At 50.3% G+C, this 17627-nt stretch carries 16 protein-coding genes; 3 read left to right on the forward strand and 13 right to left on the reverse strand.

Translation table 11 applies throughout. The annotated features are described in order from the left end of the window. Positions 1 to 55: 55 nt before the first annotated feature. On the reverse strand, positions 56 to 1636 hold the full coding sequence (gene nhaB, locus R9X49_RS06680) for a sodium/proton antiporter NhaB (protein ID WP_319847671.1): 1581 nt from the start codon (positions 1634 to 1636) through the stop codon (positions 56 to 58). A gap of 230 nt (positions 1637 to 1866) precedes the next feature. On the opposite strand from nhaB, the gene fadR reads away from it, so the two are divergent. Beyond that, complete coding sequence (gene fadR, locus R9X49_RS06685) at positions 1867 to 2586, forward strand: fatty acid metabolism transcriptional regulator FadR (protein ID WP_256541893.1); 720 nt, start codon at positions 1867 to 1869, stop codon at positions 2584 to 2586. Positions 2587 to 2686: 100 nt separating this feature from the next. Here the strand turns inward: fadR and R9X49_RS06690 are convergent, their stop codons facing one another. The 8 genes from R9X49_RS06690 to R9X49_RS06725 all read right to left on the reverse strand — a co-directional run bounded on the left by R9X49_RS06690 (position 2687) and on the right by R9X49_RS06725 (position 9352). Next, positions 2687 to 4228 (reverse strand): SpoVR family protein, encoded by a 1542-nt coding sequence (locus tag R9X49_RS06690; protein WP_319847672.1) that lies wholly within the window; start codon positions 4226 to 4228, stop codon positions 2687 to 2689. A gap of 239 nt (positions 4229 to 4467) precedes the next feature. Beyond that, positions 4468 to 5367 (reverse strand): tagatose-bisphosphate aldolase, encoded by a 900-nt coding sequence (locus R9X49_RS06695; protein WP_319847673.1) that lies wholly within the window; start codon positions 5365 to 5367, stop codon positions 4468 to 4470. 36 nt (positions 5368 to 5403) lie between these two features. Further along, positions 5404 to 5937, reverse strand: a complete 534-nt coding sequence (locus tag R9X49_RS06700) for an AAA family ATPase (protein ID WP_319847674.1) — start codon at positions 5935 to 5937, stop codon at positions 5404 to 5406. Then, positions 5934 to 6371 (reverse strand): PTS sugar transporter subunit IIA, encoded by a 438-nt coding sequence (locus tag R9X49_RS06705; protein WP_319847675.1) that lies wholly within the window; start codon positions 6369 to 6371, stop codon positions 5934 to 5936. Before R9X49_RS06705 ends, R9X49_RS06700 begins: the two co-directional genes overlap by 4 nt. A 6-nt stretch (positions 6372 to 6377) precedes the next feature. Continuing rightward, positions 6378 to 6656: a hypothetical protein gene (locus R9X49_RS06710; protein ID WP_319847676.1), complete on the reverse strand. Its 279-nt coding sequence runs from the start codon at positions 6654 to 6656 to the stop codon at positions 6378 to 6380. Between the two features lie 60 nt (positions 6657 to 6716). Further along, positions 6717 to 8054, reverse strand: coding sequence for a PTS sugar transporter subunit IIC (locus R9X49_RS06715; RefSeq protein ID WP_319847677.1), 1338 nt, complete (start codon positions 8052 to 8054; stop codon positions 6717 to 6719). A 13-nt stretch (positions 8055 to 8067) separates the two neighbouring features. After that, positions 8068 to 8361 carry a PTS sugar transporter subunit IIB gene (locus tag R9X49_RS06720; RefSeq protein ID WP_319847678.1) on the reverse strand — a complete coding sequence of 98 codons (294 nt, stop codon included), beginning with the start codon at positions 8359 to 8361 and terminating at the stop codon, positions 8068 to 8070. A gap of 10 nt (positions 8362 to 8371) precedes the next feature. Continuing rightward, positions 8372 to 9352 (reverse strand): 6-phosphofructokinase, encoded by a 981-nt coding sequence (locus R9X49_RS06725; RefSeq protein WP_319847679.1) that lies wholly within the window; start codon positions 9350 to 9352, stop codon positions 8372 to 8374. 486 nt (positions 9353 to 9838) lie between these two features. Between R9X49_RS06725 and R9X49_RS06730 the strand changes: the two genes are divergently transcribed. Further along, a complete protein-coding gene (locus R9X49_RS06730) occupies positions 9839 to 11092 on the forward strand; it encodes a D-amino acid dehydrogenase (protein ID WP_319847680.1) in 1254 nt (417 codons plus the stop codon). Between the two features lie 7 nt (positions 11093 to 11099). Here R9X49_RS06730 and R9X49_RS06735 read toward each other — a convergent pair whose 3' ends face one another. The 4 genes from R9X49_RS06735 to yeaG all read right to left on the reverse strand — a co-directional run bounded on the left by R9X49_RS06735 (position 11100) and on the right by yeaG (position 16324). Beyond that, positions 11100 to 12299 carry a multidrug effflux MFS transporter gene (locus R9X49_RS06735; protein ID WP_319847681.1) on the reverse strand — a complete coding sequence of 400 codons (1200 nt, stop codon included), beginning with the start codon at positions 12297 to 12299 and terminating at the stop codon, positions 11100 to 11102. A gap of 213 nt (positions 12300 to 12512) precedes the next feature. Further along, positions 12513 to 12923, reverse strand: a complete 411-nt coding sequence (locus tag R9X49_RS06740) for a hemerythrin domain-containing protein (protein ID WP_319847682.1) — start codon at positions 12921 to 12923, stop codon at positions 12513 to 12515. 155 nt (positions 12924 to 13078) lie between these two features. Further along, on the reverse strand, positions 13079 to 14353 hold the full coding sequence (locus R9X49_RS06745) for a YeaH/YhbH family protein (RefSeq protein WP_319847683.1): 1275 nt from the start codon (positions 14351 to 14353) through the stop codon (positions 13079 to 13081). Between the two features lie 36 nt (positions 14354 to 14389). Beyond that, positions 14390 to 16324 carry a protein kinase YeaG gene (gene yeaG, locus R9X49_RS06750; RefSeq protein ID WP_319847684.1) on the reverse strand — a complete coding sequence of 645 codons (1935 nt, stop codon included), beginning with the start codon at positions 16322 to 16324 and terminating at the stop codon, positions 14390 to 14392. 455 nt (positions 16325 to 16779) lie between these two features. On the opposite strand from yeaG, the gene R9X49_RS06755 reads away from it, so the two are divergent. Beyond that, positions 16780 to 17529, forward strand: coding sequence for a MipA/OmpV family protein (locus R9X49_RS06755; protein ID WP_319847685.1), 750 nt, complete (start codon positions 16780 to 16782; stop codon positions 17527 to 17529). Positions 17530 to 17627: the final 98 nt, after the last annotated feature.

Consider the following 17627-nt stretch of genomic DNA (forward strand, 5'->3'; position numbering starts at 1 on the left):
ATAACATCATCAAGGCGGAAATGGTCGCTGCCGTGATTACTATACACGATCGTGATTATGAGTGACTGCCCGATAGGGTCAAATTTGGCAAAGAAATCCAGTGATTATTCATCAAAAAGTCAGTAAACGGCACTAGCGTAAACTCAACGCCAAGCAACCCGACCAGCGTCATCACAATCGTGTAAGGCAGCGCCATGATCACCATACGTCCGTAAGACAGGCGGATAAGCGGAGCCAGCGAAGAGGTCAGCAGAAACAGAAACGCCGCTTGCCCATTTGGGGTGGCGACAGAAGGCAGGTTGGTGCCGGTATTGATCGCCACGGCGAGCAGCTCGAACTGAGGGAGCGAGATGTGGCCGTTCTCAAAGGCGTTGCGTGCTTCGTTAATGTAAACTGAACCAACGAAGACGTTATCTGATATCGACGAAAGCAGGCCGTTGAACAGATAGAACTGCGTCAATTGCGCACTTTCAGACGATTGCAGGACGTAATGGATAATCGGTGAAAACAGCTGCTGATCGATAATGACGGCGACGATGGCAAAGAAAACTGTCAGCAGCGCGGTAAACGGCATGGCATCCTGAAACGCTTTACCGATGGCATGTTCTTCGGTCACTCCGCAGAACGTCGTAGCCATAATAATTACGGAAAGGCCAATCAGCCCGACCTCCGCCAGATGAAACGCCAGCGCGACAATGAGCCAAACGCCAATCACCGCTTGTACGAGTAAACGTGCCTTATCCTGCGGCGTGCGCTTTTCTGTCATGTCCCGATCGTAATCTTCAAGCACACGACGCACGTTGTCCGGCAGGCTTACGCCGTAGCCGAAGAGTTTAAAACGCTCAACCAGCACGCAGGTCAGGATACCGCAAATAAACACGGGGACGGTCACGGGTGACATATGCAGGAAGAAACTGACGAAATCCCAGCCTGCGCTTTTCGCGATAATCAGGTTCTGAGGTTCGCCAACCATCGTCATCACCCCGCCCAGTGCCGTGCCGACGCCAGCGTGCATGAGCAAGCTGCGCAGGAACGCCCGAAACTGTTCCAGTGTACGATGATGTTCCTCGCTGCTTAATGCGCTGTCGTCGCTGATATCGGCTTTGTCTTCACTCTGTTGGGAAGCGAAACGGTGGTAAATACCATAAAACCCGATAGCAACGCTGATAACGACGGCAATCACGGTCAGCGCATCAAGGAAGGCGGAAAGGAAGGCGGCGGCACCGCAGAAAGCGAGTGACAACAGCGTTTTGGAATGAATACGCAGCAGCAGTTTGGTAAAGACAAAGAGCAGCAGTTGCTTCATGAAATAGATGCCTGCCACCATAAACACCAGCAGCATGAGGACTTCAATATTCCCCGTGACCTCATGCCACACCTGTTGCGGGCTGGTCATCCCGATGAGGATAGCCTGTAGCGCCAGCAGGCCGCCGGGCTGTAGCGGATAACATTTCAGCGCCATGCCTAGCGTAAAAATAAACTCCACGACCAATAACCAACCGGCCCAAAACGGGCTGACAAAATAGAACAGCAGCGGATTAACCAACAAGAAGCAAAAAATAGTCAGTTTGTACCAGTCTGGCGCGTATCCCAGGAAATTTTTTAACAGCGCGCGGTGGAGGGGCATGCCGATCATGATGGGAGAAGAATCCTTACTCGTTAGAATAGTTTGATGGTTTTCATCATATCGTAAAAACTTTACAAATGGTCAGAAGTCTACCGTTCTACGCGGCGAGAGGGCGGTTTGCAGTCACAATTTTTCATTGAAATGGTTCGGTGCCTGAGTGCGGCGCTATATCATGATTCTTTCGTCTGGTATTATGATTCGGCTTTTTTCGGCAATCACCGCTACGGATTATCAAACACATGGTTATAAAGGCGCAAAGTCCGGCTGGATTCGCGGAAGAATACATTATCGAAAGTATATGGAATAACCGCTTTCCTCCTGGCTCTATTTTGCCCGCGGAAAGAGAACTTTCCGAACTGATCGGCGTGACCCGTACTACCCTGCGCGAAGTACTTCAGCGCTTGGCTCGCGATGGTTGGCTGACGATACAGCACGGGAAACCAACAAAGATTAACAATTTTTGGGAAACTTCCGGGCTCAATATTCTGGAAACGTTGGCGCGGCTCGATCACGATAGCGTGCCGCAATTGATCGACAACCTGCTGGCCGTGCGAACCAATATCGCCGCCATCTTTATTCGGACGGCGTTACGGCATAACCCGGAAAAGGTGCGTGATGTGTTGACTCAGGCAAACGCCGTAGACGATAGCGCAGAAGCCTTTGCACAACTTGACTACAACGTGTTCCGTGGTTTGGCTTTTGCCTCCGGCAATCCGATTTATGGCCTGATTCTGAACGGTCTCAAAGGGTTATATATTCGCGTAGGGCGCTACTATTTTTCCAATCCGGAAGCCCGCAAGCTGGCGGTGAATTTTTACGGTCGGTTGGAAACGTTGCGCAGCGAAGAGCTGTACGATCAGGTTATGGATGTCGTCAGACATTACGGTAAAGAAAGCGGAGCGATCTGGCACAGTATGCAGAGCGCTATCCCACGGGATATCGCAGAAGTACGCCGCTAAGGCTCATACCGCTTTGCTGGATGGTGAATAGGTGAATAGGTGAAAAGGGGATTCAGGCAACAACCTGAATCCCCTTTGTCTTTGGCTGTGTCACCTTTCGCTACGCGGATGCCGTTCCGTTACGCGGCGGGCAGCGTTCAAGCAGCTCAATGCTGCCATCTGCGTTAGCCTGTTCCAGATAGACGTCGAACCCCCACAGGCGATGGACGTGCTTCAATACTTCCTGACTGCTTTTATCCAGCGGGGCGCGATTATGCGGAACGTAGCGCAGCGTCAGCGCTCGATTACCGCGTAGATCCACATTCCAGACCTGAATATTCGGCTCCAGATGGCTCAGGTTGTACTGCGCGGAGAGTTCCTGCCGGATCAGGCGATAACCTTCTTCGTCGTGAATCGCGGCAATTTCCAGATAGTTGTTTCGATCGTCATCCAGCACGGTAAATAGCCGGAAATCACGCATCAACTTAGGCGACAGGAACTGGCTGATGAAGCTTTCGTCCTTGAAGTTCTGCATCGCGAAATGCAGCGTATCGAGCCAGTCTTTACCCGCGATATCGGGGAACCAGTAGCGGTCTTCCTCCGTCGGCGACTGGCAAATGCGTTTGATGTCCTGAAACATCGCAAAGCCCAGCGCATAAGGGTTTATCCCGTTGTAGTACGGGCTATTGTACGGCGGCTGATAGATCACGTTGGTATGGCTGTGCAGGAATTCCATCATGAAGCGCTCAGTGACCCGGCCTTCATCATAGAGGTGGTTCAGAATGGTGTAGTGCCAGAACGTCGCCCAGCCTTCATTCATCACCTGAGTCTGCTTCTGCGGATAGAAATACTGGCTGACTTTCCGCACGATGCGCAGAATCTCACGCTGCCAGGGCTCCAGCAGCGGTGCGTTTTTTTCCATAAAATAGAGCAGGTTTTCCTGCGGTTCTTGTGGAAAACGTCTCGCTTGCTCCGGTGCAGCCCCTTGTTCACGCCGTGGTAACGTTTTCCAGAGATCGTTAACCTGACTTTGCAGGTAGGCCTCGCGGCTTTTCTGGCGGGATTTTTCCTCTTCAAGCGAAATTTTTTGCGGACGCTTGTAGCGATCAACGCCGTAATTCATCAGCGCATGGCAGGAATCTAGCAGCCGCTCCACTTCGTCCACGCCATAACGCTCTTCGCATTGCGCGATATACTGCCGGGCGAACAGCAGGTAATCGACGATGGAGCTGGCGTCGGTCCAACTGCGGAACAGGTAATTACCTTTGAAGAACGAGTTGTGTCCGTAGCAGGCATGCGCCATGACCAGCGCCTGCATCGGCAGCGTGTTCTCCTCCATCAAATACGCGATACAGGGATCGGAGTTAATGACGATTTCGTACGCCAGCCCTTGCTGCCCGTGTTTGTAGCGCTGTTCGGTCTCGATAAATTTCTTCCCGAACGACCAGTGAGCATAGTTGATCGGCATTCCTATACTGGAATAGGCATCCATCATTTGTTCTGAGGTGATGACTTCGATCTGATGAGGATAGGTCGACAGACGATACAGCTTGGCCACCCGATCAATTTCATCAAGGTAAACCTGCAACAACTCAAACGTCCAGTCCGGTCCATCACTCAGGCGAAGTGTTTTTTTTACCTGATTATCCGTGGATATAGCCATCAGCGCGCCCCCTAATATAGCAAACCTGTACGTGAGATTCCGTTTACTGCCTTCCGGTTGGCCCAGCCAAAAAATCATCGTTGTTCATTTAGTTATAGCTGAGCTTTGGAGGAGCGGCAATTGAGGAATCGAACGTGTTTGATGGTAAAAGGTTGTTGGTAGGGTAGAAAATGCACGCGTATGTACGGGAGGATAGGGAAGTGCGCTCTCCTGCGAGAGCGCAAAAAATGTAGGCCGGATTAGGGCCGTTGATAGCGTTTTAGGAGTGCCTGAATATCTCTGAGTCGCGAGACCGCGAGGGTAGACAGTTTCTCTTGTGAAATTGCACGTTCGAGGGAAATACAGTCTTTCCAGAGTGAACGTCCGGCAATGACGCCAGATGCGCCATTTTTTAACGCGCTTTCTACCTGAGGGAGAAACGTTGCGTGATCGACACCCGCAGACAGGACTGCCCAGGGGATGTTACCGCAGAGCGCGGTAACGTGCGCGCAGGCTGCATCAGATCCGGGGTAAGGAATTTTTAAAACCTTTGCGCCTGCCTCGATACAGGCCTGACAGCCTGCTGGGATGAGTTCGGGCAGGCGGCAAATGTAGGCGTCGCGAGATTCATTTTCCAGAGAATAGGTCAGAAATTCGACGACGAGCAGTAAATCTTCCTGCGCAAAGTCCTGAATCACGGTACGGAGGGTTTCAAGGTTACGGGTATTGGCATCCGGTATATCAGGGCGCAGGTAGATCATAATTTTCCCCCCTGTCGCTCCCCACTCACGCACTTTACGCGCCGTGACACCCTCAACCAGCGTGGAGATCCGATAGCCTTCTGGCGTCGTTTCCCAGCCTGACGCATCAAGCCCAATGAGCAGACCGGTATCACGAGGCAAGATATTTTCATCGATCAAACCGGGTATGGCGCAAATCGGATCAACCAGCACGCATCCCGCTTCTGCCGCCAGATAACGTGTGATGTCATATTTTGTTTTTCCTAATGTTTCATTGGTAATGGTGGCCTGCGCTTCCGGGGTCGATGCTAATAACGTTCGCATCCCACCACGTTGATCGCAGGCAATAACCATCATTGAGCCCGTTGCGTCGCAAATTAATTGGTATCCCCGGTGTTCAGCCGTGGTCATGGTGTTCATAATAATTATCCTCATAAAATTAATATTAATAATCGATTAATCCAGGTGGCTTTTAATCCATTGAATGAGTTCCTGATAATTAATGTCCTTATCCTGATCAACCGTGTAACACTTACCAATATTCATCGGGTGAGCCTGATGTGCGAGTGCCATTAACTCCGGAAGGTACTCATCACCGGGATGACCTTTTATTCTTTTATGCACTCTGGCTTGATAACGTTCTGCTACTCGTTCGGATGAAATAGCATTCCATATTTCAAGCGTGTGGTGGATGTCACACGCCGTGATATATTCTTGCAATAGTGATTTTTCTCGGAATCCAAACCACGCATCAAGAATCATCGTGCTGTCTTTTGGGGCCTGCCGAACGATATTAAACATGGCTTGATAAGCTGCGTACCCTAGCTTTCTGTTTAACGTTCTATCAATGGTGTCGCAAAGTTGCACCATGAAAGGCTCTTTTATCTCATCGAGACTTAACCGTGGGAGATGCAATTCATCCGCAATGATTCGAGCTACCGTACTTTTCCCCGATGCCGGTATACCATTTATCAAAATAAGTTTTTTCATAATGCTCCAGCAATGTCATCGGATGTGATGGCGGTTCGAATACGAGAGATCATGTCGTCTTTTTCCAGTAAATTGACGATGGAGGCAATACCTTCCGTAATATGCGCGTCGCTACTAATGCCACCGAACATAATTAAAATATCTACCGGTTCGCTTCCCTGAATAGAGAGGGGCGTGTGTAACGTCAGTAAACTAAAACAATTCTCCTGCACCCCGCATTCAGGGCGAGCATGTGGAATCGCGATGCCTTCATCAAAAACATAATAAGGGCCATATTCCTTAGTGTTTTTTATCACCGCAATGGGATACTCCGCCGTGATAAATTTTGCGTCAATTAATGGTTGTGCGGCACAATAGATCGCGTCTTCCCACGTTTTACATACCACGCCAAGTTGAATACAGTTATGTTGTAACAGGAAGTTTTTTATGCTCATAACGCCTCATATATTTTTACGAATGGTGTTTCTGAGTTCATCAATTTTGATAAAAAGATTATCAACGCGATGTCGATAATCAGGATGCCCAGAAAATAATTGAATGGCCTGGTTGTATTTAATCATTAATGTTTTCTGTGTTTCACTATGGCTTGGGTCTTGTATTAAACAAGACTCCAGTTCTGCTAATTCCTTTTCCATTTCTCTGGCGAGATTGTCATCCGCATTACCACGACGATCGGCAGAGAAACCGGAAGATAAAAAATGCTTGAGAAAAGAAAACATAGTGACCTCTTAACCAGTTTGCATGATATTAATGACGACAGACCATAGAAAGGCCATGCACTATTGCGATAATTTTCGATTTGCAATAAAGGCAATGAATGCAACGAATGCGACAAACGCGGCGACAAATAACCAATCTTGTTGGAATGCGTGTCCTAATATCAGACCTGTACTGATGACATCAGAATCACTGAAGGTCACGCCGGTAAACCCGAATACTTCCAGTAGTGGCACCAGAATGGCAGGCAATAAGGTAATGAAAAGACCATGAACGACGCCACCGATGACAGCGCCACGACGCCCTCCCAGCGCGTTGCCGAAAATACCGGCTGTCCCGCCGGCAAAGAAGTTGGTCAATAAACCCGGCAGAATCATCGCCAACCCAAACATGGGGAAGATCAGCATCCCCAGAACAGAACCGACGGTGGTGGCTAGAAAGCCGACAATCACGGCGTTGGGCGCATAAGGGAAGAGCACCGGGCAATCCAGCGCGGGTTTGGCGTTTGGTACCAGACGCATCGCGATGCCCCGGAATGCAGGAACTAATTCATTAAGCAGCAGGCGTACACCGCTGTAGAGAACAAACACCCCTGCGACAAACTGCATGGACTGCATGAAGGAATACATCAGATAGTTAACGCCGTTGGCGTACTGCGCGATGTAGGCTGGCCCAGCCGCCACGGCGGGGATGAGGTACATCGGCACCATGACGACGGCCATCGACAGGTAGGTATCCTGCAAGAACTTGAAGTTATCGGGCAGCGTTAAATCTTCTGTGGATTTGGAGTTTTTGCCGACTACGCGGGCGACGGCCGCCTGCACCAAATACCCGATGGTACAAAAATGCCCGAGCGCAACATCATCAGAATTCGTGATTTTGCGTACAATCGGTTGCGCTAGCGCGGGCATTAGCACAGCCATAATGCCGCCAAATATGCCTCCGGTTAGGATCAGTGTCGCGCCGGTCAAGCCCGATTTATAGCCGATAACCGTACCGATTGTTGCCATCCACAGCAGGGCTTGTCCTGTCAGGAAGATATATTTAAAGGGGGTAATGCGTGCAATAAGGATGTTGACCGCAAAGATCACCATGAGCGTCAATGCCACTTCTGACCCGAGTTCGCGGTTGGCCAGTCCGGCAATAGCGGCAACATCGGTGATGTAGCCGGTCATGCCAAAACCCTGAGTAAAGATTCTGTTCAAATACGTTAGGGTGTCGACGATGATGTTAATCCCCGCCATCATGATGAGGAAACCCAGCAGGGTTTTGAACGTTCCTTCCGCAATTTTCCCGACTGACTTTTTCTGTAGAATCAAACCAATCATGGCGATCAGTGCGATTAATATGGATGCCTGGCCTAATAAATCTTTCACAATGAAATTGATAACGGTGTTCATTTTTCACCTCATGTTATTTATGAGCCTGGATATAGGCTAAAATTTTTTCTTCTATTTCATCTTTGTCGGTCAATTTATTAAGAATGATGATTCTTTTTTTCTCATCCTCATTGGCATCGCTAGTCAGAATATCAGCAAATATTTTCTGCGTTAAAATGACGTCATAACGGAAGGCAGAGGCTTCTGAAATCGTGGTGTGATTTATTTCTGCCTCAATGCCCAGTTTTTTTAGTACGGATTTTGCACTCATTTCGATAGCGAAACTGGAGCCTAATCCACAGCCGCATACGCAAAGAACTTTCAACATAATAATGGCCTCATATAAGATGATGAGCTTTCGCGAGCTTATAAAAATGACTTTCTACATCAACTAATCGGCGTTCCGATTCCTCTAAGTCGATGGGAATAGCTTTGTTGTTGTTATTAATAATGATGATTTTATTTGTCAGCCCAGTGTTGATACACCGAACGACCTCTTCTGCTAAAAGGGTGCCCTGAATAATTTCTTCCCCGGTGGGCGCGCCATTTCGTAAACCATACCCCAAAATTGTTTTTCGGATACGGATTCCAATTTTGTGCTCTAGCTTCTTGATAATAGTGTCGATCGCGCCCTGAAAGCCGGGTGTATATTCCTGGGTATAGCCTTCAGAGCATAAAATAATCACGCTGTTCTGTTCTGCAATTTTCTCCCGAATACATTGTGATAACGCATCCATGTCCCAGGGGGATTCTGGAATAAGCGCAATGTCAGCATTGCTCTTCAACGCCGCCTGTAATGTTAATTCTCCGCAATAACCACCAAGCAGTTCAATCATGAATACTCGGCCTTGTAATCCCCGGCCCGTATTGCGTAACTTTTCTACCTCACTCATTACCTGTTCACAGGCGGTAGAAAAACCAATCGTGTAGCTGTTTCCTGAAATATCATTATCAATCGTCATGCCTACGCCGTAGCAATGAATACCATAGTGGCTGAGTTTTTTGAGAAATTGGAATGATCCATCTCCCCCAGCCATGATGAGCGCATCGAGTTTTTGTTTTTGTATATTCTTGACGATTTTCTCATAATCAGCTTTTCTGCATTTTTCGGCTCTTCTCCCTGACGTCATCAACGGCATTGATGAGATGGAATAATCAACCAGATCGCGACGAGTAATCGCTTTGCAGCAATTGTCGATAAGGCCATTGATTCCACCAGCGAAAATAACGATGTCAGCATCTGTCATTCTGTTCACCTGAAAGATGAAGTTATTTATTCCGCTAACGTCGCCGCCACTAATGACTAATCCAATTTTCATCGTTGACCTCTGAAATATGAATAATTATCGTGTGAACACAATGTTATTAAACTGATAAAGCATTTTTTTGATGAATATCTCAAATTTGTATTTAATTACGCGGTTGCGTGGCTTGACAGGGATGAATAGGGAGCTTTTTTTGTGATGGTTGTCATGATTTTAAAATGCGCTATTTAGCTAACGTATTCATTCATCTGACTTTTAACATTTCCGTCTTTTTTTATCTTTTCTGCCGTTTCTTCCTAAAAAACGAATGCCTATTTTGTGAATGATTTCACAGTTATTTCGTTACGAACGTCCTCGAGAAGATTGATTGAGGTGATAAAGAACAATAGATAAATGTTATCGTTGAGACGGGTGACAATTCCTTCCCAAATGCTAGAGTAGTCTTCAGTTTCACCTGTTACCTAGTGTTTTATTCCATTAAATAAACAGTTTTCTAGCAGATTAGACGGTCTTTAGCGGAGACAAAGGGAGAGCGGTAGCATGCGGGTTGTGATTCTGGGAAGTGGCGTAGTTGGCGTGAGTACCGCCTGGTATCTTGCGCAGGCAGGGCATGATGTCACCGTTATCGACAGGCAACCGGAGCCCGCGTTAGAAACCAGCGCCGGGAATGCCGGACAGATTTCCCCCGGCTATGCCGCGCCCTGGGCCGCGCCGGGAATACCGCTGAAAGCGATAAAGTGGATGTTTCAGCGCCATGCGCCTCTGGCCATCCGGCCAGATTTCACGGCCGCACAGCTGTGCTGGATGTGGCAAATGTTGCTCAACTGCGATGCGCGTCACTATAAAACCAACAAAGCGCGGATGGTCCGTCTGGCGGAATACAGCCGCGACTGTTTGCAAGCGCTGCGGCGAGAGACCGGTATCGAGTACGAAGGTCGGCAAGGCGGGACGCTGCAACTGTTCCGCACCGAACAGCAATATGACAATGCAACACGGGATATCGCCGTGCTGGAAGAGGCTGGCGTACCGTATCAACTGCTGACGCGGCATGAGCTGGCCTCCGTTGAGCCTGCGCTGGCGAACGTGGCGGAGAAACTAACCGGTGGGCTGCGTTTACCGCATGATGAGACGGGGGATTGTCAGCTGTTCACCCGTCAACTGGCGGCGATGGCTGCCGATGCGGGTGTCGCCTTTAAGCTGGGACGTAACATCCGCCAACTGCGGGTGGAAGGGCAAAACGTGACGGGCGTACAGTGCGACGATGAAATGATCGTGGCGGACGCTTATGTGATGGCCTGCGGTTCCTATTCAACGGGGCTGCTGCGCCAGTGGTTCGATATTCCGGTTTATCCGCTGAAAGGCTATTCACTGACGATTCCGCTGGCGGATGATGCCTCTGCACCGGTTTCTACCGTGTTGGATGAAACCTACAAAGTGGCAATAACCCGGTTTGATCGCCGCATCCGCGTTGGAGGAATGGCAGAGGTCGTAGGCTTTAATACCGATCTGAACCCTAAACGGCGTGAGACGCTGGAGATGGTGGTACGCGATCTGTACCCCCATTGCGGCCCGATTGAACAAGCGACATTCTGGACGGGGCTGCGCCCGATGACGCCAGACGGCACGCCACTGGTAGGGCGTTCACCGCTGAAAAATCTGTATCTGAATACCGGACATGGCACGTTAGGCTGGACCATGGCCTGCGGTTCAGGGAAGTTGTTGGCGGATATTCTGTCGAACAAATCACCGGAGATTGAGTCCGATGATTTGTCCGTGGAAAGGTATGCTCGTTAGTTTTTAACTAATTACGGGGCAGTGACGTAATGCTGCCCTTGTGGTGCCGTGTGAGCAGGCGGGCGCGTATTGCCAGCAGGGCGGCACAGAGCATGACTAGCGCCAGCGATATTTTTGATGGCAGAGGGATCGCCATCGCCATCAACCCCAGCGCCGCCCCCCCCGCCATTTGCACGAATCCTACCATCGCCGACGCAATCCCCGCCTCATTGGAATAAGGCTCCAGCGCATAGCTGGTGGAGGGCCCGATCAAAAATGCCAGACCGGCACAGGCCAGCGCGACGGGCAGCATGTAGGTCGGCCAGGTGTTTTGCAGCGCGTCAGGTAAGAGCAGAACACCACCAAGCAGCGAAAGGAAACCCGAGCCCATCAGTAGGCTACCGATAGCCAGACAGCGTGGCCGGCCGACTTTGCGGATAATGCGGTTCGCAAAAAAGCTGACCAGCATGATCCAAAAGCCGTTTGCGCCGAAGGCAATCGAAAATTCAAGCGGCGTGAGCTGCGCCTGATTCATCAAGACCACAGGGGAAAAGGTGACATAGGTTAACGCCATTCCCATCGCGCCCGCGTTGACGGAGGCAAATCCCAGAAAATGGCGATCGGATAACAGGCGCGCATATTGGCGCAGCGGCAAACCGTACACGGGCAACGTTGAGTCTGGGCGCGTTTCGGGCAGGAAGCGGATGACGAGTGCCAGAACCAGAACGCTGTAGCCCGCGAGGAACCAGAAGGGGGCACGCCAGCCGAAGGCTTCGGCCAACAGCCCGCCCAAGAGCGGTGCCAGCGCTGGCACAATATTCAGCGTGCCGTTGAGAAAGCCATAGGTTCTGGCGGCATCGTCACCGTTTAACTTGTCACGCACGCTGCTGAAAATGGCAACGGCGGTACAGCAGACGGCCATACCCTGAAAAAGGCGTGAGAGAACGAATAGCGTGGCGTTGGTCGCCAGCGCGGCCATGATGGCACCGATGATATAGATAACTACGCCAGCCAGCGCCATAGGGCGGCGACCGTACTTATCGACCAGCGGCCCAGCCAGAAGCTGGCCTAACCCCATGATCAGAATAAACAGGGCGATGGTGGATTGAATCAGCGATTCAGGGCTGTTCAACGCCACGGCGATGGCAGGAATCAGCGGCAAATAGATGTCGATACCCAGAGGGCCGAGTAGAACCAGAGTCAGTAAGATCAGAACAAATCGTTGCATAACAAAAACAGAAATCTACGTTTTATGGGGTCGACAGGGTAATGCGCACGCTGGCGGAAAGAAAGCGTTATCTTTGTGACAGCGTCACGTTAATGTGGCGAGAAAGGATGCTGTAAGATCGCATGAAAGGGAATGAACGGGGCGGAGTTGTTGTCCGTCAGGTTGTTGTCTGTCAGAGAATTTCCGCCCTGTAGCCAAGTGTGCTTAATCTACTCAGGCCGTTTCAATGCGGGGATAAAAATCATGGTTCTCCCGCTGCATACGCTCATAGACTTTGCGCAATACGTGATTGGCATCAGCCCGGAAATCTCTGTCGTGACCCATCAGCTGTGAAGCCGTATTCCAGCGACGGGAAAATGCATCGTAATCGGCGGCAATGGTCTGCATTTCATCCTGATAATGCTTGCTCATTTTCGTTAACTGTTCGTCACCGCTACGCTGAAGCGAAGGGTAAAGCACGCTATCTTCTGCGGAAAGGTGCAGTTTGATGGTTGAACTCATGGCGACGATGGCGCGGGCGATGTCAGCAGCATTCTCCGTCACGCCTGCCTGGGAGAGTTGGCGCAGGGTATTAATGCTTTCGAGTATCTCGGTGTGCTGGTGTTTGAATTTATCAATGTTCATAAGCGATTCTCTGTGCAGGTATAATGTCATTTATAATACATGCATTTTAAATGCATGTTTATAGAAAAATGCGCAGAGAGAAAATCAGCCAGCTAACTATTGATCATCAATGACTCTACTCATCAACGACTAACAGGTAACTGGCTGAGAGATGGCTAATGCCCTACGGTTTGTTTACGGAAAAGTTCACGGAAGACAGGGTAGATGTCATCCTGATCGCGAATATGCTGCATAGCGAAATTATCGAATGTATCGCGCAGCGTTTCGTATTCGCGCCAGAGCGTCTGGTGTGAACGCCGGGTGATCTCAATATAGCTGTAGTAGCGCACCATCGGCAGAAGCTGATTCGCCAAAATCTGGTGGCACAGCGGTGAATCATCAGCCCAGTTATCGCCATCCGATGCCTGTGCCGCATAGATATTCCACTGTGACGGATCGTAGCGCTCGCGTACGACTTCCTCCATCAGCTTTAACGCACTGGAGACAATGGTGCCGCCGGTTTCCTGAGAGTAGAAGAACTCCTGTTCATCGACCTCTTTCGCCTGCGTGTGATGGCGAATATAGACAACGTCGACGTTTTTGTAATTTCTGCTGAGGAACAGATACAGCAGAATATAAAAGCGCTTCGCCATGTCTTTCGTCGCCTGATCCATGGAGCCGGACACGTCCATCAAACAAAACATCACGGCCTGACTCGATGGCTCGGCTCGGCGCTCGTAGTTCTTGTAGCGCAGGTCAAACGTATCGATAAACGGCACGCGTGCAATTTTCTGGCGCAGTTCGGTAATTTCCTGCCGCAGCCGTTCCTCTTCCAGCAATTGTGCGGGCTCGGTATGCGCCAGCTGTTCCAACGTCTCTTCCAACTCATGCAGCGTGCGGCGTTTACCCGCCGTCATCGCCATACGGCGTGCCAGCGAGTTTTGCAGCGACCGTACCACGCTAATATTGGCGGGAACGCCGTTAGCGGTGTAGCCGGCACGGTGCGTTTTGTACTCGGTCATCTGCCGATGCTGGGTCTTCTTCAGGTTAGGCAGCGCCAGATCTTCAAACAGCAGGTCCAGATATTCGTCTTTGGAGATCTGAAAGACAAACTCATCCTCGCCTTCGCCATCTTTACTGGCGTCCCCCTGACCGGAACCACCGCTGCCACCTCCTTGTGGCCGCTCGATTTTGTCGTTCTGTACGAAGTGGTCGTTGCCCGGGTGGACGCGGTGGCGGCGTCCTCCACGGCCCTGATGGAACATCGGTTCGTTGATGTCTGCATTGGGGATCGACACCGACTCCCCGCTTTCGATGTCGGTCACCGAACGCTTATTAATGGCCTCGGAAATCGACTGTTTTATTTGCGACTTATAGCGGCGCAAAAAGCGTTGGCGGTTCACCGTGCTTTTATTTTTGCCGTTTAGCCGTCGATCAATAAAATAGGCCATGTTTCCCCCAAACGCTGTTGCCAGCATCGTGCGTCATTATGATGATTTCCTCACCCGCAGATACCATTCGCACAGCAAACGTACCTGCTTCCGGGTGTAGCCTTTCTCCATCATACGATCGACGAAGTCATCATGTTTTTTCTGTTCATCCGTTGAGGTTTTGGTATTAAACGAAATCACTGGCAGCAGCTCTTCGGTGTTGGAGAACATCTTCTTCTCGATGACCGTGCGCAGTTTTTCATAACTCGTCCAGTTTGGATTCCGGCCGCTGTTATTGGCACGGGCGCGCAGGACAAAGTTGACGATCTCGTTACGGAAGTCTTTAGGGTTGCTGATGCCCGCAGGCTTCTCGATCTTTTCCAGCTCGGCGTTTAGCGATTCACGGTCAAACAGCTGGCCAGTATCCGGGTCACGGTACTCCTGATCCTGAATCCAGAAATCCGCATAGGTAACATAACGGTCAAAAATGTTCTGGCCGTATTCGGAATAGGATTCAAGATAGGCGGTTTGGATCTCTTTACCGATAAACTCCGCGTATTTCGGCGTCAGATAGCCTTTCAGGTGCTCCAGATATTTCTCTGCCAGCTCCTGCGGGAACTGCTCACGTTCGATCTGCTGCTCCAGTACGTAGAACAGGTGCACCGGGTTAGCCGCGACTTCGCTGTGATCGAAGTTAAAGACGCGTGACAGAATCTTGAACGCGAAGCGGGTCGACAGGCCGTTCATCCCTTCATCCACGCCCGCGTAATCGCGGTACTCCTGATAGGATTTCGCCTTCGGATCGGTATCTTTCAGGCTTTCCCCGTCATAAACCCGCATCTTGGAGTAGATGCTGGAGTTTTCGGGGTCTTTCAGACGCGACAGAATGGAGAAACGAGCCAGTGTTTCCAGCGTGCCGGGCGCACAAGGCGCATGCGTCAGCTCACTGTGGTTCAGCAGTTTGTCGTAAATTTTGACCTCTTCGGACACGCGCAGGCAGTATGGCACCTTCACGATGTACACGCGGTCAAGAAACGCCTCATTGTTCTTGTTGTTACGGAACTGCACCCATTCGGATTCATTGGAGTGCGCCAGAATAATCCCGTTGAACGGCAGGGCAGCAATACCTTCCGTCCCGTTGTAGTTGCCTTCCTGTGTCGCGGTCAGCAGCGGGTGGAGCACCTTGATCGGCGCTTTGAACATCTCGACGAATTCCATAATGCCCTGGTTCGCGCGGCACAATGCGCCAGAGTAGCCGTAGGCATCGGGATCGTTTTGGGCATAATGTTCCAGCTTGCGGATATCGACCTTGCCGACCAGCGCTGAAATATCCTGATTGTTCTCATCGCCGGGTTCGGTTTTCGCGATCCCGATTTGCGCCAGAATCGATGGCCATACTTTGACGACTTTGAATTTGGAAATATCGCCGCCAAATTCCTGGAGGCGTTTGGCTGCCCACGGTGACATGATGGTGCCGAGATAGCGCCGTGGAATGGCGTACTCTTTTTCGAGTATTGCGGCATCTTCCAGCGGGTTGAACAGGCAGAGCGGGTGGTCATTCACCGGGCTGCGTTCGCCGTTGGCGCTGAGGATATAAATGGGTACGCGCTGCATCAGTGCTTTCAGACGTTCGGCCAGAGAGGATTTGCCGCCGCCAACCGGCCCCAACAGATAGAGAATCTGTTTCTTCTCTTCCAATCCCTGCGCGGCATGCTTCAGGTAAGAGACAATCTGTTCGATGGCCTCTTCCATACCGTAAAATTCTTCAAAAGCCGGGTAGCGAGCAATCACCCGGTTCGAAAATAAGCGCGACATTCGTGATTCTTGGGCGGTATCCACCATTACAGGCTCACCGATAGCCGTTAACAATCGTTCAGCCGCGTTCGCATAAGCATTGCGATCCTGCTGACAGATAGTAAGGAATTCCTGCAGAGTGAACTCTTCGTCCTTGGCAGCGTCGTAGCGCTGGCGGTAGTGATCAAATATGTTCATAGCGATGCCCGTCCTTCGTCGATTAGCACAGATTAAGAGAGCGCGTGGAATATATGCCTATTAATGTATTGCCCTCCGAAAGAAGAAATCTCCTGAGTCCAGCAACCCTTATGCCAACTTGTCGCGTCAGGGCGTCGTGATTTTATTCATGCCTGCTGGTCAGGAAGACGTCACCTTCTGTATTAAAGCGTAGTTTGCATCCGTAAAATTTCCTCTAGTCCACAGACGTATTTTTAAGATATTTCAAGGACTCACTTTCAGGAAAATCCGTGTAACATTATAGAGAATAGGCGCTCAGCCTTAAGGACACTGCCTATTACCGACGTTAGCGCACGTAAAACCTATCGAATATATAGGTTATTCGTTAATGTTATTTTTATATAACCTGAACGCGAACGTGTGTAATTGGCTTATCATGTTTCATGATATTTATCTGTAATAGGAAATAGAAAACTGTGAAAAAACCTCAACTATGTATGCTGGCCGCACTGATTTCTGGTGCCGTGCTCCTGCCTTCAGCCTATGCCGCAGATGTCTCTCTGGGCCTTGGCGCTGCGGGTTCAACGTCCGTGTACCGTGGTGTTGATAATGACGTTTATCCGCTTCCTGTACTGAATTATGAAAGTGAAAATTTTTATTTCCGCGGGCTGGGTGGTGGATACTACCTGTGGAATGACGGCGCAAATCGTCTCTCTTTAACGGCTTACTACCTGCCTTTAGGGTTTAAACCGGGAGATAGCGACGATCTGCGTATGAAGCAGTTAGATAAACGCCGCGGTACGCTGATGGCGGGTGCGGCCTATCGTCATATCGCCGACTGGGGCGAAATTCGTACTGTGCTGGCAGGTGATACGCTGGATTACAGCAACGGTTTCGCGTGGGATACCGCCTATCTTTATCGCTTCTCAATGGGCGATCTGAGCATCACCCCTGGTATCGGCGCCACCTGGTTTAGTGAAAACATGAACCAGTATTACTACGGCGTTAGCGCACAGGAATCCGCGCGTTCCGGCTTTAACCAGTATAGTCCTGGTGATGGCTGGGCCCCGTATCTTGAACTGAGCGCCGGTTATCAGATTAACCAAAGCTGGAGCGCCTGGGCCGTGGGTCGTTACACACGTTTGTCTGACGAAATGAAGGACAGCCCGATTGTCGATAGTAGCCACAGCATCTTAATGAGCGCAGGCGTCAGCTACCGCTTCTGATGCATTTCGTGAGCGCTTTTAATGCTCTTCGTAAGCATGGTGCATTTGCCGTACAATAATGGGGTGATATCACCCCATTTGCACGTTTATGGTGCGCT

Source organism: Pectobacterium carotovorum (genome assembly GCF_033898505.1).
In the GTDB taxonomy this organism is placed as follows: Bacteria; Pseudomonadota; Gammaproteobacteria; order Enterobacterales; family Enterobacteriaceae; genus Pectobacterium; species Pectobacterium carotovorum_J.

What these genes read in the sequence shown, in the direction of transcription:
- R9X49_RS06695 (WP_319847673.1), bottom strand. Translation starts at nt 5,367, where the DNA reads ATGAACACCATGACCACGGCTGAACACCGGGGATACCAATTAATTTGC.
- yeaG (WP_319847684.1), bottom strand. Translation starts at nt 16,324, where the DNA reads ATGAACATATTTGATCACTACCGCCAGCGCTACGACGCTGCCAAGGAC.
- nhaB (WP_319847671.1), bottom strand. Translation starts at nt 1,636, where the DNA reads ATGATCGGCATGCCCCTCCACCGCGCGCTGTTAAAAAATTTCCTGGGA.
- R9X49_RS06705 (WP_319847675.1), bottom strand. Translation starts at nt 6,371, where the DNA reads ATGAGCATAAAAAACTTCCTGTTACAACATAACTGTATTCAACTTGGC.
- R9X49_RS06700 (WP_319847674.1), bottom strand. Translation starts at nt 5,937, where the DNA reads ATGAAAAAACTTATTTTGATAAATGGTATACCGGCATCGGGGAAAAGT.
- R9X49_RS06725 (WP_319847679.1), bottom strand. Translation starts at nt 9,352, where the DNA reads ATGAAAATTGGATTAGTCATTAGTGGCGGCGACGTTAGCGGAATAAAT.
- R9X49_RS06690 (WP_319847672.1), bottom strand. Translation starts at nt 4,228, where the DNA reads ATGGCTATATCCACGGATAATCAGGTAAAAAAAACACTTCGCCTGAGT.
- R9X49_RS06720 (WP_319847678.1), bottom strand. Translation starts at nt 8,361, where the DNA reads ATGTTGAAAGTTCTTTGCGTATGCGGCTGTGGATTAGGCTCCAGTTTC.
- R9X49_RS06730 (WP_319847680.1), top strand. Translation starts at nt 9,839, where the DNA reads ATGCGGGTTGTGATTCTGGGAAGTGGCGTAGTTGGCGTGAGTACCGCC.
- R9X49_RS06715 (WP_319847677.1), bottom strand. Translation starts at nt 8,054, where the DNA reads ATGAACACCGTTATCAATTTCATTGTGAAAGATTTATTAGGCCAGGCA.
- R9X49_RS06710 (WP_319847676.1), bottom strand. Translation starts at nt 6,656, where the DNA reads ATGTTTTCTTTTCTCAAGCATTTTTTATCTTCCGGTTTCTCTGCCGAT.
- fadR (WP_256541893.1), top strand. Translation starts at nt 1,867, where the DNA reads ATGGTTATAAAGGCGCAAAGTCCGGCTGGATTCGCGGAAGAATACATT.
- R9X49_RS06735 (WP_319847681.1), bottom strand. Translation starts at nt 12,299, where the DNA reads ATGCAACGATTTGTTCTGATCTTACTGACTCTGGTTCTACTCGGCCCT.
- R9X49_RS06740 (WP_319847682.1), bottom strand. Translation starts at nt 12,923, where the DNA reads ATGAACATTGATAAATTCAAACACCAGCACACCGAGATACTCGAAAGC.
- R9X49_RS06745 (WP_319847683.1), bottom strand. Translation starts at nt 14,353, where the DNA reads ATGGCCTATTTTATTGATCGACGGCTAAACGGCAAAAATAAAAGCACG.